We start from the raw sequence: 22,589 nt of genomic DNA, 5'->3' as shown, positions 1-22,589 counted from the left end.
TCCGGCCGCCTACTCGGGATCGTAGTCGAGGTTCGAGGCCAGCCACCGTTCCACCTGCGCCAGCTCCACGCCCTTGCGGCGTGCGTAGTCCAGCGCCTGCTCCTTCGACACCCGCCCGACGACGAAGTACTGGCTGCGCGGGTGGCTGAAGTAGTAGCCCGAGACCGCGGCCGTGGGCAGCATCGCGAAGCTCTCGGTCAGTGACATCCCGGCGTTGCCCTGCGCATCGAGCAGCCGGAACAGGGTCGCCTTCTCGCTGTGTTCCGGGCAGGCCGGATAGCCCGGCGCCGGCCGGATGCCGCGATAGCGCTCGGCGATCAGCGACTCGTTGTCGAGCGTCTCGTCCGCCGCGTAGCCCCAGAACTCGGTGCGCACGCGCTGGTGCAGGCGTTCGGCGAAGGCCTCGGCCAGGCGGTCGGCGAGCGCCTTGAGCAGGATCGCGTTGTAGTCGTCGTGGTCGGCCTCGAAGCGCGCCACGTGGGCATCGATGCCGATGCCCGCGGTCACCGCGAACATGCCGATCCAGTCCTGGCGGCCCGAGCCCTGCGGCGCGACGAAATCGGCCAGGCAGAAGTCCGGCCGGTCGGCCGGCTTGTCCACCTGCTGGCGCAGGAAGTGCAGCCGCTCGGCGCGGCCGCCGACGTCCAGTTCGACATCGTCGCCGACGCTCGCCGCCGGCCACAGGCCGAACACGCCGCGGGCCGTGAGCCACTGCTCCGAGACGATGCGATCGAGCATGGCGCGGGCATCGCGGTACAGCTCGCTCGCGTGCGCGCCGACAATCTCGTCCTGCAGGATCGCCGGGTACTTGCCCGCCAGCTCCCAGGCCTGGAAGAACGGGGTCCAGTCGATGCAGTCGACCAGTTCGACCAGCGGATAGTCGTCGAACACGTGCAGTCCCGGCTGCCGCGGCGCCGGCGGCGCGTAGTCGTCCCAGCCGCCATCGAACTTCTGCGCGCGCGCCTTGGCGAGCGGGACCAGCCGCTTGGCGTCGCCGCGGTTGCGGTGGCGTTCGCGGATCTCGGCGTAGTCGGCATCGTTGGCGGCGACGAACTTCTCGCGCAGCTCGGGGCTGATCAGCGACTGCGCCACGCCCACCGCGCGCGAGGCATCCTTCACCCAGACGGTCGGCGCCTTGTAGTGCGGGTCGATCTTGAGCGCGGTGTGCGCGCGCGAGGTGGTCGCGCCGCCGATCATCAGCGGCATGGTGAAGCCCTGGCGCTGCATCTCGCGCGCGACGTGGCTCATCTCCTCCAGCGAGGGGGTGATCAGGCCGGACAGGCCGATGACGTCGGCGCCGACCTCGCGCGCCTTGTCGAGGATGGTCTGCGCGGGCACCATCACCCCGAGGTCGACCACCTCGAAGTTGTTGCAGGCCAGGACCACGCCGACGATGTTCTTGCCGATGTCGTGCACGTCGCCCTTGACCGTGGCCATCACGATCTTGCCGTTGTTCTTGCCGGCATCGCCCGTACGCAGCTTCTCGGCCTCGATGAAGGGCAGCAGGTAGGCCACCGCCTTCTTCATCACCCGGGCGGACTTCACCACCTGCGGCAGGAACATCTTGCCGGCACCGAACAGGTCGCCGACGATGTTCATGCCGTCCATCAGCGGGCCTTCGATCACGTCCAGCGGGCGGGAGGACTGCTGCCGCGCCTCTTCGGTGTCGACCTCGGCGTAGGCGTCGATGCCGTGCACAAGCGCGTGCGCCAGGCGCTCGCGCACCGGCTTGTCGCGCCACGCCAGGTCCTCGGCCCTGGATTCGCCCTTGCGTCCCCGGTAGCGTTCGGCGATCTCCAGCAGCCGTTCGGTGCCGTCGCGCCGGCGGTTGAGCACCACGTCCTCCACGCGCTCGCGCAGGTCGGGGTCCAGGTCGTCGTAGATCGGCATGGCGCCGGCGTTGACGATGCCCATGTCCATGCCGGCCTGGATCGCGTGGTACAGGAACACCGCGTGGATCGCCTGGCGCACCGGTTCGTTGCCGCGGAACGAGAACGACACGTTCGACACGCCGCCCGACACGTGGCAGTGCGGCAGCGTCCGGCGGATGATCCGGGTCGCCTCGATGAAGTCGACCGCGTAGTTGTCGTGTTCCTCGATCCCGGTGGCGATGGCGAAGATGTTGGGGTCGAAGATGATGTCCTCGGGCGGGAACCCCACCTCGTCCACCAGGATGCGGTAGGCGCGGGTGCAGATCTCGACCTTGCGCGCGCAGGTGTCGGCCTGGCCCTGCTCGTCGAAGGCCATCACCACCGCCGCCGCGCCGTAGCGCAGCACCTTGCGCGCCTGCTCGACGAACGCCGCCTCGCCTTCCTTGAGCGAGATCGAATTGACCACGCTCTTGCCCTGCAGGCACTTCAGGCCGGCCTCGATCACGCTCCACTTCGAGGAATCGACCATCACCGGGATGCGGGCGATGTCGGGCTCGGACATGATCAGGTTGAGGAAGCGCGTCATCGCCGCTTCCGAATCGATCAGGCCCTCGTCCATGTTGACGTCGAGGATCTGGGCGCCGTTGGCGACCTGCTGGCGCGCGACTTCCACCGCCTCCTCGTAGCGGCCGTCCTTGATCATCTTGCGGAACTGGGCGCTGCCGGTGACGTTGGTGCGCTCGCCGACGTTGACGAACAGCAGGTCCGGGGTGATCACCAGCGGCTCGAGGCCGCTGAGCCGGGTGTGGCGGGGGGGCTGGGTGGCGTCGTCAGGCACAGGCGAGTCCTTCGGCCGCGCGCGGGGCGAGGCGCCCGTGCCGCGGGGGCATTGGCGCGGGGCGCCGCATGGTGGCGGGCGCGCGGGTGGCGGTGGGGGTCACGCGGCGTCCGCCAGGCGATCGGGAAGCGCGCGCGGGTCGACGCCGGCAACCGCGTCCGCGATCGCGCGGATGTGGTCGGGCGAGGTGCCGCAGCAGCCGCCGACCAGGTTGAGCAGGCCGGCTTCGGCGAACTCCTTCAGCACGCCCGCCATCTCCTCCGGGGTCTCGTCGTAGCCGCCGAAGGCATTGGGCAGGCCGGCGTTGGGATGCGCGCTGACGTAGCCGTCGGCGACCGTCGCCAGCGTTTCCACATGCGGGCGCAGGTCCTTCGCGCCCAGCGCGCAGTTCAGGCCGACCGACAGCGGCCGGCCGTGCGCGACCGAGGCATAGAACGCCTCGGCGGTCTGCCCGGACAGGGTGCGGCCGGAGGCGTCGGTGATGGTGCCGGAGATCATCACCGGCAGTCGCCCGCCGCGCGCCTCGAACGCCTCCTCGATCGCATACAGCGCCGCCTTGGCATTGAGCGTGTCGAAGATGGTCTCGACCATCAGGGTGTCGGCGCCGCCATCGACCAGGCCGTCGATCGCCTCGCGGTAGGTCGCGCGCAGCTCGTCGAAGCTGGTATTGCGGAAGCCGGGGTCGTTCACGTCTGGGCTGATCGAGGCGGTGCGGCTGGTCGGCCCGAGCACGCCGATCACGAAGCGCGGCCGGCCGGTGGCCGCGGCGACCGCGTCGCAGCAGGCGCGGGCGATGCGCGCGCCCTCGACGTTGAGTTCGCGCACCAGGTGCTCGAGGCGGTAGTCCGCCTGGCTGACGGCGGTGGCGTTGAAGGTGTTGGTCTCGACCAGGTCGGCGCCGGCCTCGAGATAGGCGGTGTGGATGTCCGCGATGATGTCCGGCCGCGTGAGCAGCAGCAGGTCGTTGTTGCCCTTGAGGTCGTGGCCCTGCGGCGCGGCGCCGGCGGACGCGTGCGCGCTGTCGAAGCCGCCCGCGAACCGCTCGCCGCGGTAGTCGGCTTCCTGCAGGTCGTGGCGCTGGATCATGGTGCCCATGGCGCCGTCGATCACCAGGATGCGCGTGCGCAGCGCGTCCAGCAGCAGGGCGACGCGGTCGGGGTGCAGCCAGGGGAGGGTCTTCATGCGTGGCTCGATGGGCAGGCGTTCGGAAGTGGCGGAGAAACGGCGCGGCGGCCGCGGCGAGGGTGGATCGGCGCCGCTACGGCTTGCGGGCGATCATCGAGATCACCTCGAAATGCGGCGGGCGCTTCTCGCGGGTCACGGTGTCGGCGTTCACCAGCTCCAGCCCGGCGCGCGAGACGAACCGGCGCAGGTCCTTGTCGGCGAAGCCGAGATTGGCGTGTCCGTAGGCCTGCACGACGCTCTGGTGCTCGTGCCGCGCCAGGCTCGACAGCAGCAGGCGGCCGCCCGGGCGCAGCACCCGTGCCGCTTCGGCCACCGCCTGCGCGGGCTTGTCGGCATAGGTCAGCGCGTGCATCAGCACCACCAGGTCGAACTCGCCGTCGCCGAAGGGCAGGGCGTGCATGTCGCCCTCGCGGACCTCCACGTTGCGGAACTTGCGCAGGCGCTCGGCGGCCGCCGCGACCACGCGCCGGCTGCTGTCGACGCAGACGTAGCGGCGTGCGTGCGGCGCCAGCAGTTCGGCCAGCACGCCGTCGCCGGAGGCGATGTCGAGCACGTTGCCGGTTTCCAGCAGCGGCAGCGCACTGCGCGCCAGCGCCTCCCAGGTGCGCCCGGGCGAGTAGTGGCGCTCCATGTCGCCGGCCACCGAATCGGCCCAGTTCTGGTCGGCCGCGCGCATCGCCAGCACGCCGGCCACGCGTTCGGCATCCTGGCGCAACAGGGGGTCGTCGCTGCCGGTGGACAGCGCCTGCCACAGGGCGCGCTGCGCGGGATCGAGCGATTCGTCGTCGAAACGATAGTAGGCCGACACGCCCGCGCGCCGGTCGCGCACCAGGCCGGCGTCCTTGAGCTTGGCCAGGTGGGTGGACACGCGCGGCTGCGCCAGCCGGGTGATGCCCGACAGCTCGGCCACCGTCAGCTCCTCGCCCTCCAGCAGCGCCAGCAGGCGCACGCGGGTGGGGTCGGCGAGCACCTTCAGCCGGGAAGACCAGGCCTCGAGGTCCATGCATATCTCCATATCGCGATATAGAGATATTTTGCGCCGCGACGTCGGTGAGCGCAACCGCGCGGGGTGTACCGTGGTGTCACGCTGCAAGCCCGGGCGCAGGTGCGGGCGAAGCGCGGTGCGCAGGTGGGCGCCATGGGGACCACGCGTGCCGCCGCGGGCTACAATAAGGTTTCTCCGGAAACGATAGAGGTCGCCGTGGAGTTCGGGTTCAGCGAAGAGCAGTTGATGATCCAGGACGTGGCGCGCCGCATCGCGCAGGAAAAGATCGCGCCCAGCGCCGAGCACCACGACCGCACCGGCGAGTTCCCGCTGGAGAACATCCGCGTGCTCGGCGAGAACGGGTTGATGGGCATCGAGGTGCCCGAGGAGTACGGCGGCGCGGGCATGGACCCGGTGGCCTACGTGCTGGCGATGGTCGAGATCGCCGCCGGCGACGCCGCGCACTCGACCATCATGTCGGTCAACAACTCGCTGTTCTGCAACGGCATCCTGACCCACGGCACCGAGCAGCAGAAGCAGACCTACGTGCGCGCGATCGCGGAAGGCGCCGAGATCGGCGCGTTCGCGCTGACCGAGCCGCAGTCCGGCTCGGACGCGACCGCGATGCGCTGCCGCGCCCTGAAGCAGGCCGACGGCAGTTACGTGATCAACGGCAAGAAGAGCTGGATCACCTCCGGCCCGGTGGCGAAGTACATCGTGCTGTTCGCCATGACCGAGCCGGACAAGGGCGCGCGCGGCATCACCGCGTTCCTGGTCGACACCACGCGCGAGGGCTTCGGACGCGGCAAGACCGAGCCCAAGCTCGGCATCCGCGCCTCGGCCACCTGCGAGATCGAGTTCAACGACTACGTCGCCCGCGCCGAAGACGTGCTCGGCCAGGAGGGCGAAGGCTTCAAGATCGCGATGGGCGTGCTCGACGCCGGCCGCATCGGCATCGCCTCCCAGGCCGTGGGTATCGCCCGCGCCGCGTACGAGGCCACCCTGGCCTACGTGAAGGAGCGCAAGGCCTTCGGCCAGCCGATCGGCACCTTCCAGATGACGCAGGCCAAGATCGCGGACATGAAGTGCAAGCTCGACGCGTCGCTGCTGCTGACCCTGCGCGCGGCCTGGCTCAAGGGCCAGGGGAAGAAGTTCTCGGCCGAGGCGGCGATCGCCAAGCTCACCGCGTCGGAAGCGGCGATGTGGATCGCGCACCAGGCGGTGCAGATCCACGCGGGCATGGGCTATTCCAAGGAAATGCCCATCGAGCGCTACTTCCGCGACGCCAAGATCACCGAGATCTACGAAGGCACCAGCGAGATCCAGCGCCTGGTGATCGCCCGCAGCGAGACCGGCCTGCGCTGAGCCCGGCCGTGTCTTCGCGCCACCGCGCCAGGCTGGCCGTCGATCCCGACACGGGAGGCGGCGTCCATCCCGCAGCATCCATTGGTGCGCGCCCCGCGGCGCGCGCCCAGCCCCGTGGCCCGCGTGAGAACGCGGGCCTCACTCCATCCGGAGCCCGCTTCCCATGACCCCCGCCAAACCCTCCCGAGCCCCGGCGCGCAAGGCCGCGGGCGCCAAGCCCGCGCGTACCCCGGCGACCTCCGCCACCGCGGGCGTGCTGCAGCCGATCCTCGATGCGGTCCGCAAGCGCGCCGGCAAGGCCGCGCAGGACGACGCGAACGCGTTCGCCAACGCCTTCTACCGGCGCATGACCGAGGACGAACTGCCCCAGCACAGCGCCGAAGGCTGGGCCGCGCTCGCCACCGACCTGCTCGAGTTCATGCGTCGCCGCAAGCCCGGCACCGCGCAGGTGCGGCTGTTCAACCCGGGCCTGAAGTCGCACGGCTGGGAATCGCCGCACACCGTGCTGCAGGTGGTGAACGACGACATGCCGTTCCTGGTCGATTCGGTGACCATGGCGCTGGCCGAGCGCGCCGTCGGCGTGCACGTGCTGGGCCATCCGGTGATCCAGATCGCGCGCGACAAGGCCGGGCGGCTGGTCGCGGTGGGGGAGGGCGAGACCGAATCGGTGATGCACCTGGAGATCGACCGCCAGACCGCCGAGGGCATGAAGGAGATCGAGTCGGCGATCGTCGAGGTGCTCGAGGACGTGCGCGCGATCGTGCGCGACTGGGGCGCGATGCGCGAGAAGATGCAGCAGGTGGCGGCCGACCTCGCCACCCGCCGCCTGCCGGTGACCGACGCCGAGCGGCGCGAGGCGCAAGAGTACCTGCGCTGGGCCGCGAACGACCATTTCACCTTCTTCGGCTATCGCGAATACCAGCTGCGCAGCAAGAGCGGCGAGGAGCTGCTGGTGCCGGTGGAAGGCAGCGGCCTGGGCCTGCTGCGCGGCGGCGAGGGCAAGGGACGGCCGCTGAAGTCGCTGGCCGCGCACCGCATGAGCAACGACGGCCTGGCCGACTCGCTGGTGCTCACCAAGACCAACGCCCGCTCCACCGTGCACCGTCCCGGCTACATGGACTACATCGGCGTGCTGGGCTTCGACGCGCAGGGGCGCGCGGTGTCCGAACAGCGCTTCCTCGGCCTGTACACCTCCGGCGCCTACAACCGGCGGCCGTGGGACATCCCGCTGGTGCGCGAGCGCTACGAACACGTGATGAGCGAATCGGGCCTCAAGCCCACCGGCCACAGCGGCAAGGCGCTCAAGCACATCCTGGAAACCCTGCCGCGCGACGAGCTGTTCCAGTCCACCGCGGACGAGCTGTTCCGCCTGGCCACGGGCGTGCTCGGCCTGCAGGAGCGAGTGCGCAGCCGCCTGTTTCTGCGCCGCGACCGCTACGGCCGCTTCTACTCGGTGCTGGCCTACATCCCGCGCGACCGCTTCAACACCGAGGTCCGCCGTCGGGTGGAGGCGATGCTGCGCCGAGTGCTGCACGCCGACCACGTCGACGCCAACGTGCTGATCGGCGAATCGCCGCTGGCGCAGGTGCACTTGATCGTGCGCCCGCGCAGCGGCGAGCAGTTCGAGGTCGACCAGGCCCAGCTCGAGCGCGAGCTGGCGGTGATCGTGCGCAACTGGCAGGACGACCTGCGCGACGAGCTGGTGGCCCGCCACGGCGAGGAACAGGGCCTGGCGCTCGCCGGCCGCTACGGTCGCGCGCTGCCGGCCGGCTACATCGAGAACGCCACGCCCGCCATCGCCGCCACCGACGTCGAGCGCCTCGCGGCGCTGACGGGCGAAGACGACCTGCAGCTGAGCCTGCAGCAGTCGCCGCACGCGATGCCCGGCGAGGGCGCGCTGCGCTTCAAGCTCTACCGCCAGCGCGGCGACATCCCGCTCTCCGACGCGCTGCCGATGATGGAGAACCTCGGGCTGCGCGTGATCACCGAGCATCCGTACCGGATCGAGGTCGACGGCGCGCCGGTGTACATCCAGGACTTCGAGGTCGAATCGAACGTGGCCGGGCTCGACGCCGAGCGCGCCGGCAGCGATTTCTCCGAGGCCTTCGCGCGGGTCTGGCGCGGCGATGCCGAGAACGACGGCCTGAACCGCCTGATCCTCGGCGCCTCGCTCACCTGGCGCCAGGTGGCGCTGCTGCGCGGCTACGCGCGCTACCTGCAGCAGGTCGGGGTGCCGTTCTCGCAGAGCTACGTCGAGGACACGTTCGCCCGCAATCCGCTGATCGCGCGGCTACTGGTGGAGCTGTTCGAGGCGCGCTTCGACCCGCGCGCCGGGCGCGAGGACAAGGCGACGCTCGCGACCGCAACCGCGCACCTGTCCGGCCACCTGCAGGCGCTGGCCGGCGGGGACGCCGTGGCGGCCGCGGCGGTGCAGCCCGTGGTCGATGCCCGCGGCGCCGGGCGCGAGGCGCGCGACGACGCCGCGCGCCTCGCGATCCGGGCATTGCTGGACACGGTGTCCAGCCTCGACGAGGACCGCATCCTGCGCAGCTTCATGGGCCTGATCGACGCGACCCTGCGCACCAGCTACTACCAGCGCGGCCGGGAAGACGCGTTCAAGGAGACGATCGCGTTCAAGTTCGACTCCGCGCGCGTGCCCGACCTGCCCAAGCCGCGCCCCTACCGCGAGATCTTCGTGTACGGCCCGCGCGTGGAGGGCATCCACCTGCGCTTCGGCGCGGTCGCGCGCGGCGGCCTGCGCTGGTCCGACCGACGTGAGGATTTCCGCACCGAGGTGCTGGGCCTGGTGAAGGCGCAGATGGTGAAGAACACCGTGATCGTGCCGGTGGGTTCGAAGGGCGGCTTCATCGTCAAGCGCCCGCCCGCGGGCGGCGACCGCGACGCGCTGTTCGCCGAGGGCGTGGCCTGCTACCGCCTGTTCATCAGCGGCCTGCTCGATGTCACCGACAACATCGTCGACGGCCGCATCGTGCCGCCGGTCGACGTCGTGCGCCACGACCAGGACGATCCGTACCTGGTGGTCGCGGCCGACAAGGGCACGGCCACGTTCTCCGACATCGCCAACGGCATCTCCGCCGACTACGGCTTCTGGCTGGCGGACGCGTTCGCCTCCGGCGGCTCGGTCGGCTACGACCACAAGGGCATGGGGATCACGGCGCGCGGCGCGTGGGAATCGGTCAAGCGCCACTTCCGCGCCCTGGGCCACGATTCGCAGGCGCAGGACTTCACCTGCGTGGGCATCGGCGACATGTCCGGCGACGTGTTCGGCAACGGCATGCTGCTGTCCCGGCACATCCGCCTGGTGGCCGCGTTCGACCACCGCCACATCTTCATCGACCCGCAGCCCGACGCCGCGCGCTCGTTCGCCGAGCGCGAGCGCATGTTCGCGCTGCCGCGCTCGAGCTGGGCCGACTACGACACGGCCCTGATCTCGAAGGGCGGCGGCGTGTTTCCGCGCACGCTCAAGTCGATCGCGCTCACGCCCGAGGCCTGCGCCGCGCTCGGCCTGGCCGAGGGCACCACCGCGATGGCGCCCAACGAGCTGCTGTCGGCGATCCTGCGGGCTCCGGTGGACCTGCTGTGGAACGGCGGCATCGGCACCTACGTCAAGTCCAGCCGCGAGCAGCACGCCGACGTCGGCGACCGCGCCAACAACGCCATCCGCGTCGACGGCCGCGACCTGCGCTGCCGGGTGGTGGGCGAGGGCGGCAACCTGGGCCTGACCCAGCTCGGCCGCATCGAGGCCGCGCAGCACGGCGTACTGCTCAACACCGACTTCATCGACAACTCCGCCGGCGTGGACACCTCCGACCACGAGGTCAACATCAAGATCCTGCTCAACGCCCAGGTGCAGGACGGCCGGCTGAAGATGGAGGCGCGCAACAAGCTGCTGGCCTCGATGACCGACGAGGTCGCGCAGCTGGTGCTGTGGGACAACTACCGCCAGAACCAGGCGATCAGCCTGATGGAGCGGATGAGCGTCTCGCGCCTGGGCTCCAAGCAGCACTTCATCCGCACGCTCGAACAGCAGGGGCTGCTGGACCGGCAGATCGAATACCTGCCGTCCGACGCGGAGATGGCCGAGCGCAAGGCGCGCGGGCAGGGCCTGACCCGGCCGGAGCTGGCGGTGCTGCTGTCGTATTCGAAGCTGGTCGCGTTCGACGAACTGCTGCGCTCGGACGTGCCGGAGGATCCGTACCTGTCCAAGGAACTGCAGCGCTACTTCCCGCAGCCGCTGCAGAAGAAGTACGCCCAGGCCATGGAGCAGCACCGTCTCAAGCGCGAGATCATCGCCACGGCGGTGACCAACACCATGATCAACCGCATGGGCGCGACCTTCCTGCTGCGCATGCAGGAGGACAGCGGCCGCAGCTACGGCGAGGTGGCCAAGGCGTTCACCATCACCCGCGAGACGCTGGAGGCGCGCGCGCTGTGGCTGGACATCGACGCGCTCGATGGCCGCGTCGCCGAGTCGGTGCAGATCGACGCGCTGCTGGTGATCTGGAACCTGCAGCGCTCGTTCACCCGCTGGCTGCTGTCGCGCCCGGGCGCGATCCCGGACATCACCACCGCGGTCAACCGCTACCACGACGGCTTCCGCGACATCCGCGCGGGCGAGAACATCCTGCCCGACTCGCAGCGGCCCGAGTACGAGGCCAGCCTGGCCGACTGGCTGGGCAAGGGCGTGCCGGCGGAACTCGCCGGCCAGCTGGCCGCCTTGCCGTACCTGGAGCCATGCGCCGACATCATCGAACTGGCGACCGAGCGCAAGCGGCGACCGATCGATGTCGCGAGGCTGCATTTCCGCGTCGGCGAGGCGCTGCGCGTGCCGTGGCTCACGCAGCAGATCGACGCGCTGCAGGTCGACGGCCGCTGGCATGCGGTGGCACGCGGCGTGCTGCGCGAGGAACTCGCGACCCAGCAGCGCACGATCGTCGGCCAGGTGCTGGCGATGCCCGGCGAGACGCCGGAGGAGAAGGTGCAGCAGTGGCTGGGTCGCGACGACGCCACCCTGCGCTTCACCCTGGCGATGCTGACCGAGCTGGCGGCGCAGAAAACGCTCGACTACCCGACCGCGTCGGTGGCGGTGCAGCGGCTGTCGCAGCTCGCCCAGCGCGGCTGATCGCGGCTGATCGCGGCCGGCCGCGGCATCCGCCGCGGTCGGTGCTCCCGTGCCTGCCTTCCCGGCCGCACGGGTCCCGCACGGCGGGCGCCGGCGGCGCCCGCCTCGGACGCGACGCCTGCGCGGGTTATCCTCGGGGATCGACCGAGCAGGAGCCGCCGATGAGCACCACGCCACGCATCGCCTTCCTCGCCAGCCAGACCGACGAGGCGCAGGGCGCGATCGCCGCGCTTGCCGCGCGCCATGGCCAGTGCGAGCCGGACGAGGCGGACGTGCTGTGCGCGCTCGGCGGCGACGGCTTCATGCTGCAGACGCTGCACCGCCACGGCAGCCTCGGCAAGCCGGTGTTCGGGATGAAGCTCGGCACCGTGGGCTTCCTGATGAACCAGCACCGGGAGGAGGGCCTGATCGAGCGCATCCGCGCGGCCGAGCCGGCGGTGCTGCATCCGCTGGAGATGATCGCGCAGACCGAGTCGGGGGCGACGGTGGGCTCGCTGGCCTACAACGAGGTGTCGCTGCTGCGCCAGACGCGCCAGGCTGCGCACCTGTCGATCGAACTCAACGGCAAGCTGCGGCTGGACGAGCTGATCGCCGACGGCGTGATGGTGGCCACGGCCGCCGGCAGCACCGCCTACAACTATTCTGCGCACGGGCCGATCCTGCCGCTGGGCGCGAACGTGGTGGCGCTGACGCCGATCGCGGCCTTCCGGCCCCGTCGCTGGCGCGGGGCGCTGCTCAAGGGCGACACGGAGGTGCGCTTCCGCGTGCTCGACCCGTTCAAGCGTCCGGTCAGCGCCACCGCCGATTCGCACGAGGTGCGCGACGTGGTCGAAGTCATGATCCGCGAATCGCGCGAGCGCACCGTCACCATGCTGTTCGATCCCGAGCACAACCTCGAGGAACGCATCCTCAGCGAGCAGTTCGAGGCCTGAGCGGGCGGAACGGCGGACAGGCCACGGGCTCGATCGGTGAACAGTCGAGCCGCCACTCGGGGCGGGACGCGGGCGTCACGCTGAGGCCTCTCGGGCGCCTCGCGCGCATCCTGTCCGGCATGGAGCGGGGATGGCCGGCGAGCCGACGGCGACTCGCCGCCGCGCCCGCCGCCAACACAGGCATAATTTCCCCATGTCCCGCAAAGAACCCGTCGCGGTCCTCACCATCGCGATCTCCTCGCGCGCGCTGTTCGACCTGGAGGACAGCCACGCCCTGTTCGAGCGCGAGGGCATCGAGCCGTATTCCGAGTACCAGCGCACCCACGAGGACGACGTGCTGGAGCCGGGCATCGCGTTCTCGCTGGTGCGCAAGCTGCTGGCGCTCAACGTGGCCGCGCCGCCGGACGCGCCGCGGGTCGAGGTCATCCTGCTCTCGCGCAATTCCGCCGACACCGGCCTGCGCATCTTCAATTCCATCCAGCACCACAGACTCCCCATCTCGCGCGCCACGTTCACCTCCGGCGAGCCCACGTGGCCCTACATCCGCCCGTTCGGCGCGCAGCTGTTCCTGTCGGCGAATCCCGAATCCGTGCGGCAGGCGCTGGCGAACGGCGTCGCGGCCGCCACCATCCTTCCCGATCGCGCCAAGCCCGGCACCATGGCCAGCGAGCAGATCCGCATCGCGTTCGACGGCGACGCGGTGATCTTCGGCGACGAGGGCGAGCGGGTCTCGCGCGAGGGCGGCATCGACGCCTTCCACCGCCACGAGATCGAGAACGCGCGCGAGCCGCTGTCGGGCGGACCGTTCCGCGCGTTCCTGTCGGCACTCCACGACCTGCAGGCGGCGTTTCCCGTCGGCGAGGCCTCGCCGATCCGCACCGCCCTGGTCACCGCCCGCTCCGCGCCGGCGCACGAGCGCGTGATCCGCACCCTGCGCGAATGGGGCGTGCGCCTGGACGAGGCGCTGTTCCTGGGCGGGCGCGCCAAGGGGCCGTTCCTGGAAGCCTTCGGCGCCGACATCTTCTTCGACGATTCGGCGCACAACATCGACAGCGCCCGCCAGCACGTGCTGGCCGGCCATGTCCCGCACGGGGTGTCGAACAGCTAGCCTATGCCCAGGCGGGCGCCCGGGCCGCGTGGGCCGGCCTGGTAGAGCCAGGGCGCCGGTCGGCCGCCAGCGGTCAGCAGATCATCAGCGGAACACGCGCGGTGCAGGGCATCGCCGCGCCCTCGACGACCTCGCGGACAAGTCGCCAGGCATGTCGCGCATCGCGGATCGGGCCAATTCGAGCCCATCCGGTCGACACCACCTCCGCCGATTGCCCGTTGCCAAATGCGAGTGATTTGCATTTTAATACGCATCCGCGGCAGCGAGCCGCGCCGCGAGCGGCCTCCGGGCCCCGCGACCACCCCGTCTCAGGACCCGCTAGATGCGTTCCGTCTTCGTCCCCGCCCGTGTTCCGGGCCGCCGTGCTCCGTCGCTCCGACCCGTTCCCCGCCGCCTGTCCGCGGCCGTGTGCCTGGCCCTGGCCGGCGTCCCCGGGCTCACGCTTGCCCAGGAGGCGACGGACGGCGCCACGCCGTCGGCCCGCGATCTCGACGCGGTGCTCGTGGTCGGCCAGCGTGCCAACCGCGTCAGCAACGGCGCCACCAACCTGGACCTGACCATCAAGGACACGCCGCAGTCGATCAGCGTGGTCGGCAGCGAGCAGATGACCCAGTTCGGCACCGACAGCCTCAACGAGGCCCTGCGCCTGGCCACCGGCATCCAGGTCGAGGAGTGGGAGACCAACCGCACCAACTTCACCGCGCGCGGGTTCGAGATCGCCAATACCCAGATCGACGGCGTGGGCCTGCCCAACAGCTGGGGCATCGTGACCGGTGCCCAGGACACGTTCGGTTACGAGAAGCTGGAAGTCATCCGCGGCGCGAACGGCCTGCTCACCGGCGTGGGCAATTCCGCCGGCACGATCAACTACGTGCGCAAGCGCCCGACCAACGACACCCGCGGCACGTTCGGGCTCTCCTACGGCTCGTGGGGCACGGTCCGCGGCGAGGTGGACTACTCCACGCCGTTCACCGCCGACGGGACCTGGGCCGGACGCGTGGTCGCGGCGCACGAGCAGGGCGGCTCGTACCTGCGCGGCAAGGACGACCGGCGCGATTTCGTCTACGGTGTGGTCGACGGGCAGGTGGGCGAGAACGGCACCCTCACGATCGGTTACTCCTGGCAGGACGCCGACACCGACGGCAACATGTGGGGCGCGCTCGGCTTCATGTACAGCGACGGCACCCAGGCCGAATGGGACCGGGGCGCGTCCACCACCCAGGACTGGACCTACTGGGACACCACCACCCGCACCGGCTTCATCGAATACACGCACCAGCTGGGCGCGGACTGGCAGCTGAAGTTGGCCTACAACCGCCGCGACATCCGCAGCGACGACAAGCTGTTCTACGCCACGGATCGCGATGGCACCGGCCTGGAGCCGGGTACGAACGTGGGCCTTTACGGCTATCCGTGGGGCGGCGCGGACGCGTTTACCGCCGACCTCGGCTCGGCCACGGTCAACGGCCGCTTCGCGATGGGCGGACGCGAGCACGAGGCGATGTTCGGCGTGAGCTGGTCGCAGAGCGAGAACGTCAGCAACCAGTTCGCCGGCGCGCTGTGCGGCGAGGCGGTGTGCGGGTACATCCCGATGCCGGGCTTCCCGTGGGGCGGCGATGTGATCCCGGAGCCGGTGTGGGGCGAGCTGTCCACCTACAGCACCCTGGACGAGCGCCTCAAGCGCGCCTACGGCGCCACCCGCCTGTCGCTGACCGACCGCTTCAAGGCCGTGCTCGGCGTCAACTGGGCCGAGTACCACCGCGACGGCCAGAACTACGGCGTGGTGTTCGACCAGACCGAACGCCAGACCAGCCCCTACGCCGGGCTGACGTTCGACTTCACGCCCGACGTGCTCGGCTACGTGAGCTACTCCGACATCTACCAGCCCCAGAGCCAGTCCGACGCCGAAGGCCGCTACCTCGACCCGACCAGGGGCTCGAACTACGAGCTGGGCGTGAAGGCCGAATGGCTGGACAAGCGCCTGCTGACCACGCTCGCGGTGTTCCGCGCCGAGCAGGACGGGCTGGCCACCGGGGCCGGCTACAACGACATGGGCCAGTTCTACTACGAGGGCGTGGACGTGACCTCGCGCGGCGTGGAGCTCGAAGCCACCGGCCGGGTGAGCGACTCGCTCGACGTGGTGTTCGGCTACACGGCCCTGAAGCTGACCGGCCAGGACGGCGACGACACCTATCGCTGGGTCCCGCGGCGTACCGCGAACCTCGTGCTCAGCGGCCGCGTGCCGTCGTTCGACACGCTGTCGTGGGGCGTGGGCGCGCGCTGGCAGAGCGATATCTCCAACGTCGAGAGCAGTGGCTTCACCGTGCGCCAGGACAGCTACGCCGTGATCAACGGATTCGTGGCCTGGAACTTCCTGCCCGAGGCCGCGCTGCGGCTCAACGTCAACAACGCCGGCGACGAGAAGTACATCAACACGCTGCGCTACAGCGGCTACTACGGCGCCCCGCGCAACTACACGCTCAGCCTGAACTGGCGGTTCTGAGGGCGGGGGCTGGCGTACCGACGGGACGAGCCCGCCCACGCGCGGGCGACGACCGCAGCGGCAGGATGCGCCGGGCCGCTTGGCGCCGCGACCGAAGCGCCAGCCGATGGCGAACGCGCGTCAGGGCGGCGGCAGGCGGATATCCGACAGCTTCCAGCGCACGCCCTGGCGGGTGAGCACGAACACCACCGGCGCGCCGTCGTCGGTGTGCACGGTGGCGGTGAAGCGCGAGGTCGATTCGTAGCGCCGCTGGGCATCGCGCCAGGGGTCGGGGCGCGCGGCGGCACCGGCTTCGGTGCGCGGCGGGGGCAGGCCGGTGGCGCGGTTCCAGACCTTGCGGCCTTCGATCAGCGCGCCCAGGCCGTAGGGCGTGACCATCAGGTCGACCGCGCCGCCGGCCAGTTCGTTGGCCACCGTCGCACCCAGCGCACCGAGCCAGCCCGACTGCGCCTCCACGCCCACGCGGCGCGCCAGCCGGTCGCCCAGCTGCGCCTTGAGGCTCGCGCGCAGCGGCGGGAAGTCGACGTGGCGCGCCAGCGCGGCGGCGTTCTCCTCGCGCACCGCCTTGCCGATGGCGTGCATCGTCAGGTACGGCCCGGCGGCGGTCCATGCCAGCAGCGCGGCCAGCAGCACTCCGGCGAGGATGATCCACTTGCGCATGGGCTCAGAACTCCAGGTCGAGGGCGGCGCAGAGGTAGTCCATGAACGGGGCCATGGCCTGGAGGTCCTTCACCAGGGTGGGCAGCAGGCGCGGACCCAGCATCGCGTCATCCTCGATGCCGCGCCAGGCGACGAAGTTGCGGTGGCGCAGGTCGTCGATGTACTCGAAATCGGCCGGGAATCCGCGCGGCGGTCGCACCAGCATGTCGGCGTCGTCGAGCGCGAAGCGGCGCCGGAACGCGGGCGCATGCGCCGCCGCCTGCCAGCCGCCCGGATTGTCGACGATGAACTGCCGGATCTGGCGCTGCACCGGCGGCTCCGGGTGCCAGATGCCGCCACCGATGAAGCAGTTGCCCGGCTGCAGCTGCACGTAGAACGACGGCGCCGGCACCTGCCGGCTGCGCTCGTGGAACAGCCGCGCGCCCTGCCAGGTCTTGTACGGGGTCTTGTCGTTGGCGAAGCGGGTATCGCGGTGGATGCGGAACAGCGAGCCGCCGACCTTGGCCGGATCGGCGCGGTAGTGCGCGCTGACCTCGGCCAGCGGCGCCTGCAGGCCGGCCAGCAGGCGCTGGAACGGCTCGCGCACGTGGGTCTCGTAGTCGTCGCGGTGGTCCTGGAACCATGCCCGTTCGTTGTGGCGGGCGAGGGCGCGCAGGAATTTAAGGCTTTTGGGCGTGAAGTAGGTCGGCATGGGTGGGGCGGGCGCGGTGCGGTACGTAGGCTCAGCGGGTCGGGAACAGGGATGGCGTGACCGGATCGGACGGCGGGCCGGCCGTGACGGCCGGCGCGGCACGGCCCGCCTCCTGCGCGAGTGGCGCGGCGTCGCTGCCGAGGCTGCGCGCCAGATCCTCGCCCCAGTGCCGCAGCCGGTCGAGCAGGCGCAGGCGGTCCGGGTCGGCGGCGTGGCCGCTGCGCAGTGTCGCGATGCGCTCGAAATACTGCGTGAACCCGAGTTCGGACAGGCCGCTGCCGTCGGCCAGGCGCAGGCGCCGGTAGGCGTCCCAGCGCAGGCGTTCGCCGGCGTCCAGCGTGTGCGGCCAGTTACGCGCGCGGTAGCGGAACAGCAGTTCTCGCATGCGCGGATCCTGGAAGCCGAAAGTGCGCGCCCCCAGTTGCGCCGGCGGCGTGGTGCGCACGTCGGCGAACAGGCGCTTGTCGCCGTCCGGAATGAAGCCGTCGTACAGGCCCGCGTCGGCGTCGCCCGGCGCGAATGCCTGGTCCCGCTCGTAGACCTGCCGCAGCTTCCCCGCCAGCGCCGGGCCGGCGGCCCGCAGCCGCTCCGCGCGCTGCAGGGCAATGGCCGGGTCGATCGAGAGCCGGGCGAAATCCTCGTCGCGCAGGTGGTCCCAGCGCACCAGCGCCGGGCAACGGTTGAGATGGACTTCCTTCAGCGCAATGCGGCTTTCGCCCTCGCCAAGCTGGTCGGCGCGCAGGTACAGGCGCGCGGCGATCGTTTCGGCATCGAGGTCCAGCAGCGGCGCGGGGTCGCTGTCGAGGTCGAACACGATCACCCGGGTGTCGTAGCGCGGGTGCCTGGCCAGCGGCACGACCGGCGCCGCGCACTGGCGGCTGGCCGGATAGCGCTGCGAGACGTGCAGCAGCGGCGTCATCGCCACGGTGTCCACCAGGCTGGCGGCGAAGCGCTTGTCGCGCAGCTGCAGCGCGTACTGCCACAGGCGCGGCTGCGCCTCGCGGAAGCGCCGCGCGAGCCCGATCAGCGCGCGCACGTCCGACAGCGCCTCGTGCGCGTCGCCGGTGCGCACGCCGTTGGCCGTCGCCAGGTGTTCGAGCTTGAACGAGGTGCCTTTGCCGTCGTTGCGCTGGGGCCAGGCGATCCCATCGGGGCGCAGCGCGTGCGCCAGCCGCATCGCGTCGAGCAGGTCCCAGCGGCTGTTGCCGCCGCGCCACTCGCGCTCGTAGGCGTCGAAGAAGTTGCGGTACAGGCCGAAGCGGACGAATTCGTCGTCGAAGCGCAGCGAGTTGTAGCCCAGGGTGCAGGTCTGCGGCCGCGCCATCTCGTCGAATATGCGCGAGAACGCCTCCGCTTCCGTCACGCCCTGGTCCAGCACGTCCTGCGGCGCCAGGCCGGTGACCATCGAGGCGTCGGGCGAGGGCAGCAGGTCGTCCGCGGGGCGGACGAGAAAGTCGATCGGTTCGTCGATCTGCTGCAGCGATTCGTCGGTGCGGATCGCGGCGAACTGCGCGATGCGGGTGCGCCGCGGGTCGGCGCCGAAGGTTTCGAGGTCGTAGAACAGGAAGCTGGCCGGCATGTCGGCATTGTAGGCCGGGTGGCGCGGCAGGTCCGCCGCCCTGCCGAGGGGCCTGCGATCAGTCCGCGATCGGCGTCAGCCGCGCCCGCACGTCGGCATCGAGCGCGGCCCAGTCCACCGCGTCCAGCGACGCCAGGCCCGCGGTGGCGCGCGCCAGGATCCCGCGCTGGAGCTCACTGCGCGCCAGCGCGACCGAATACGGGATGCGCATGAAGCTGACCATGGCGTAGTGGGGCACGAAGCGGCCCGGATGCCGCTCCTGCAGCAGCAGCTCGAGGGCGCGCTGCAGGCGATAGTCGTGGTCGTCCACGCGGTCGCGCATCTCGATGTAGTTCTCCAGCGCCATGTGCTGGATCGCCGCGGCATCCGGCATGCGCTCCGCGGCGAACGCGGCATACGCATCGGCGAATTCCACGCCGGGCGCGAGCCGGTCAGCCAGTGCCACGCAGTCCTCGAACGCGCAGTTCATGCCCTGGCCGTGGAACGGCACCATCGCGTGCGCGGCGTCGCCGAGCAGCACCGCGCGTCCGTCCAGGTGCCAGCGGTCCAGGTACAGCGTGCCGAGCATGCCGGTGGGGTTGCGCTCGTAGTCCTCTTCCAGCATCGGGATCAGCGGCACCGCGTCGGCGAACTGCGCCTCGAACAGCGCGCGCGCCGCCGGGCCGTCGTCCACGGTCGCGAAGCTCGGGTACGGGCCTTCGTGCGGCATGAACAGGGTGACGGTGAAGGTGCGCTCGTCGTTGGGCAGGGCGATGCACATGTAGTGCCCGCGCGGCCAGATGTGCAGCGCGTTGGGCTCGATCCGGAACGCGCCGCCGGGGCCGGGCGGGATCTCGAGTTCCTTGTAGCCGTGGTCGAGCCATTCGGTGCGCTCGCCCAGGTCCTGCATCCGCATCATCCGCGCGCGCAGGGTCGAGCCGGCGCCGTCCGCACCCACCAGGGTGTCGAAGGCGCGGCGCTCGTCGTGGCCCTCGCCGAGCACGCGCATGGTGCCGGCGGCGAAATCGACGTCCTCCAGGCGGCGGTCGAAGTGCAGGGTCGCACCGGCGGCCTCGGCGGCCTCGATGAGCACGATGTTGAGTTCGCCGCGGTTGATCGACCAGATCACCTCGCTGTCGTCGCGCCCGTAACGCTGCAGCTCCGGCGTGCCGCCCAGCGGATGCACCATGCGCCCGCGCATCATCACCGCCTGCTGCATCACCCCGAGGTCGGCGCCGGCCTGGCGCAGCGCGTGCAGTCCGCGTTCGGCCAGGGCCAGGTTGATCGAGCGCCCGCCGGCGTAGCCGTGCATGCGCGGATCGCCGCGGCGCTCGAAGACCTCGACCGTCCAGCCGCGCTGCGCCAGCAGGGTGGCCAGCAGCGTCCCCGCCAGCCCGGCGCCGATGATGGTGATCGTGCGCGGGTCGCTCACGCCGCGGCGCTCCGCCACTGCTCCACCGCGCGCGCGAAGCGCAGGACGTCGGCGTGGGTGTTGTAGAGCGGGGCAGGGGAGATGCGGATCACGTCCGGTTCGCGCCAGTCGCCGACGATGCCCTGCGCGCCCAGGAACCCGAACAGCGCGCGACCGCGCTCGCGGCCGCCGGCCACGCGCAGCGAGAGCTGGCAGCCGCGCTGCGCCGGATCGCGCGGGGTCACCACGTCCAGCACGTCGGCCAGGCCGGCGTCGATCAGGGCTTCGAGATAGCCGGTCAGGCGCACCGATTTCCCGCGCAGCGCCGCCATGCCCGCGCCGGCGAACAGGTCCAGCGCCGCGCGCAGGGGCGCGAGCGCGAGGATCGGCGGGTTGCTCAGCTGCCAGCCATCGGCGCCGGGCGTGGGCACGAACTCCGGCCCCATGCGGAAGCGCGTGGCGGCCTCGTGGCCCCACCAGCCGGCGAACCGTGGCCGGTCGGTCCGCGCGTGACGCGCGTGCACGAAACAGCCCGCGACGGCGCCGGGGCCCGCGTTCATGTACTTGTAGTGGCACCACACCGCGAAATCCGCGCCGCTGTCGTGCAGCTGCAGCGGCAGGTTGCCCACCGCGTGCGCCAGGTCGAAACCGCAGATTGCGCCGACCTCATGGGTGATGCGCGCGATCTCCGCCAGGTCGAAGGCCTGGCCGGTGCGGTACTGCACGCCGGGCCACAGCACCAGCGCCAGGCGTTTGCCGTGTTCGCGGATGGCGCGTTCGATCGCCTCCATCGAGAACAGGCCGCCAGGCAGGTCCGGCGCAAGTTCGATCAGGGTGTGCGCCGGCGGCAGGCCGCGGTAGCGCAGCTGCGACTCCACCGCGTAGCGGTCGGAGGGAAAGCTGCCGGCTTCGACCAGGATCGCGGTGCGTTCGATGGTCGGCCGGTAGAAGCTCACCATCATCAGGTGCAGGTTGGCGGTGAGCGAGTTCATCGCCACCACTTCGGACGGCTCGGCGCCCACCACCTCCGCCAGCGGGTCGCGCACCAGTTCGTGGTAGGGCATCCACTGCGCCTGCCCGGTGAAGTGGCCTTCGACCGCCTCGGTGGCCCATTTGTCCAGCACCTGCTCGACGTGCGCCCGCGCCCCGCGCGGCTGCAGGCCCAGCGAGTTGCCGCAGAAATAGGCCTGCTCGCGGTCGCCGTGGCGCGGCAGGAGGAACTGGTCGCGATACCCGCGCAGCGGATCGGCGGCGTCGAGCGCCGCGGCATGGGCGTCGGTGAACAGGTCGCTCATGCGAACCTCGACAGCGGCAGGTCCAGCCATTCCAGCGCGGTGCCGTGGTACAGCCGCGCCCGCGCGGCCTCGTCGAGTTCGATCGCCTCGATCCCCGCGCCGGGTTCCTGTTCGCCCAGCGGGAAGGGATAGTCGGTGCCCAGCATCACCCGCTCCGTGCCGCAGGTGTCGAGCAGGTAGCGCAGCGCGCGCGGATCGGCCACCCAGGAATCAAAGTACAGGCGCTTGAGGTAGTCGCGCGGATTGTGCGGGTTGTCGGTCGCCACCAGGTCCGGTCGCATGTTGAAGCCATGCTCGATCCGGCCGATGGTGTAGGGGAAGCTGCCGCCGCCGTGCGCCATGCAGACCTTGAGGTTCGGCAGGCGTTCGAGCACGCCGCCGAACACCAGGCAGCACGCCGCGCGCGACTGTTCGGCCGGCATGCCCACCAGCCAGGGCAGCCAGTATTTGGGCATGGTGTCGGTGCCCATCATGTCCCAGGGATGCACCAGGATCGCGGCGCCCAGGTCCGCGGCGGCCTCGAAGAACGGGAACAGTTCGGGCGCGTCGAGGTTCCAGTGGCTGCCGTCGGGGCCGGTGACATGGGAGCCGATCTGCACCCCCTGCAGGTCGAGCTGGTCCATGCACCGCTCCAGTTCCTGCACCGCCAGCCGCGGCGACTGCAGCGGCACCGTGCCGATGCCGGCGTAGTGGCGCGGGAACTCGCGGCAGGTGGCGGCCATATGGTCGTTGAGCGCCTGGTGCAGCTCCAGCGCGTGCGCGGGCTTGGCCCAGTAGCTGAACATCACCGGCACGGTACTGATCACCTGCACCTGCACCCCGAACCGCGCGTAGTCGTCGATGCGTTCGCGCGGGTCCCAGGTCTTGGACCAGATCTCCCGGAAGAAGCGCCCGTCCTTGTAGATCCGGTGGCGGCCGTCGTCGGTGTGGTGGATCACCGGAAACCGCGCCTCGCCGTAGCGGCGGGCCAGGTCGGGCCAGTCGCGCGGCAGGTAGTGGGCGTGGATGTCGATCTTGAGCATGCGCCTATGCTACGTCGGGAGG

The 22,589-nt window shown here is 70.8% G+C and carries 13 protein-coding genes and 1 pseudogene; 5 read left to right on the top strand and 9 right to left on the bottom strand.

Features of this window, described 5'->3' with window-relative positions; all coding sequences use genetic code 11:
- Positions 1–9: 9 nt before the first annotated feature.
- From metH to QFW80_RS05150, 3 genes are all read right to left on the bottom strand, one after another.
- Positions 10–2,709 (bottom strand): methionine synthase, encoded by a 2,700-nt coding sequence (gene metH / locus QFW80_RS05160; RefSeq protein ID WP_280600302.1) that lies wholly within the window; start codon positions 2,707–2,709, stop codon positions 10–12.
- Positions 2,710–2,808: 99 nt separating this feature from the next.
- The gene (locus tag QFW80_RS05155) at positions 2,809–3,891 is read right to left on the bottom strand and encodes a homocysteine S-methyltransferase family protein (protein ID WP_280600300.1); all 1,083 of its coding nucleotides are present in this window, start codon (positions 3,889–3,891) and stop codon (positions 2,809–2,811) included.
- A 76-nt stretch (positions 3,892–3,967) separates the two neighbouring features.
- The gene (locus QFW80_RS05150; protein WP_280600298.1) at positions 3,968–4,897 is read right to left on the bottom strand and encodes an ArsR/SmtB family transcription factor; all 930 of its coding nucleotides are present in this window, start codon (positions 4,895–4,897) and stop codon (positions 3,968–3,970) included.
- A 198-nt stretch (positions 4,898–5,095) separates the two neighbouring features.
- On the opposite strand from QFW80_RS05150, the gene QFW80_RS05145 reads away from it, so the two are divergent.
- From QFW80_RS05145 to QFW80_RS05125, 5 genes are all read left to right on the top strand, one after another.
- Positions 5,096–6,244, top strand: a complete 1,149-nt coding sequence (locus QFW80_RS05145) for an acyl-CoA dehydrogenase family protein (RefSeq protein ID WP_280600297.1) — start codon at positions 5,096–5,098, stop codon at positions 6,242–6,244.
- A gap of 163 nt (positions 6,245–6,407) precedes the next feature.
- Complete coding sequence (locus QFW80_RS05140; RefSeq protein WP_280600296.1) at positions 6,408–11,387, top strand: NAD-glutamate dehydrogenase; 4,980 nt, start codon at positions 6,408–6,410, stop codon at positions 11,385–11,387.
- Positions 11,388–11,548: 161 nt separating this feature from the next.
- Entirely contained in the window at positions 11,549–12,319 is a 771-nt protein-coding gene (locus QFW80_RS05135; protein ID WP_280600294.1) for an NAD kinase, read from the top strand.
- 193 nt (positions 12,320–12,512) lie between these two features.
- Positions 12,513–13,427: a 5'-nucleotidase gene (locus tag QFW80_RS05130; RefSeq protein ID WP_280600293.1), complete on the top strand. Its 915-nt coding sequence runs from the start codon at positions 12,513–12,515 to the stop codon at positions 13,425–13,427.
- Between the two features lie 406 nt (positions 13,428–13,833).
- The gene (locus QFW80_RS05125; protein ID WP_280600291.1) at positions 13,834–15,930 is read left to right on the top strand and encodes a TonB-dependent siderophore receptor; all 2,097 of its coding nucleotides are present in this window, start codon (positions 13,834–13,836) and stop codon (positions 15,928–15,930) included.
- Between the two features lie 120 nt (positions 15,931–16,050).
- Here QFW80_RS05125 and QFW80_RS05120 read toward each other — a convergent pair whose 3' ends face one another.
- From QFW80_RS05120 to QFW80_RS05095, 6 genes and pseudogenes are all read right to left on the bottom strand, one after another.
- On the bottom strand, positions 16,051–16,590 hold the full coding sequence (locus QFW80_RS05120; RefSeq protein ID WP_280600290.1) for a DUF2939 domain-containing protein: 540 nt from the start codon (positions 16,588–16,590) through the stop codon (positions 16,051–16,053).
- A 4-nt stretch (positions 16,591–16,594) separates the two neighbouring features.
- Entirely contained in the window at positions 16,595–17,281 is a 687-nt protein-coding gene (locus QFW80_RS05115; protein ID WP_280600289.1) for a DUF2461 domain-containing protein, read from the bottom strand.
- Between the two features lie 139 nt (positions 17,282–17,420).
- Positions 17,421–18,860, bottom strand: a pseudogene (gene sbcB / locus QFW80_RS05110) (exodeoxyribonuclease I); the annotation flags it as partial.
- A gap of 58 nt (positions 18,861–18,918) precedes the next feature.
- Positions 18,919–20,271, bottom strand: coding sequence for an FAD-dependent oxidoreductase (locus tag QFW80_RS05105; protein ID WP_280600287.1), 1,353 nt, complete (start codon positions 20,269–20,271; stop codon positions 18,919–18,921).
- Complete coding sequence (gene kynU, locus QFW80_RS05100) at positions 20,268–21,545, bottom strand: kynureninase (protein WP_280600285.1); 1,278 nt, start codon at positions 21,543–21,545, stop codon at positions 20,268–20,270. The genes QFW80_RS05105 and kynU overlap by 4 nt, the downstream gene beginning before the upstream one ends.
- Positions 21,542–22,567 (bottom strand): amidohydrolase family protein, encoded by a 1,026-nt coding sequence (locus QFW80_RS05095; RefSeq protein ID WP_280600284.1) that lies wholly within the window; start codon positions 22,565–22,567, stop codon positions 21,542–21,544. The genes kynU and QFW80_RS05095 overlap by 4 nt, the downstream gene beginning before the upstream one ends.
- Positions 22,568–22,589: the final 22 nt, after the last annotated feature.

Source organism: Luteimonas rhizosphaericola (genome assembly GCF_029888045.1).
Taxonomy (GTDB): Bacteria; Pseudomonadota; Gammaproteobacteria; order Xanthomonadales; family Xanthomonadaceae; genus Luteimonas; species Luteimonas rhizosphaericola.
The sequence above is the reverse complement of the archived record's forward strand: the minus strand, read 5'-3'. Positions and strand labels throughout refer to the sequence as shown.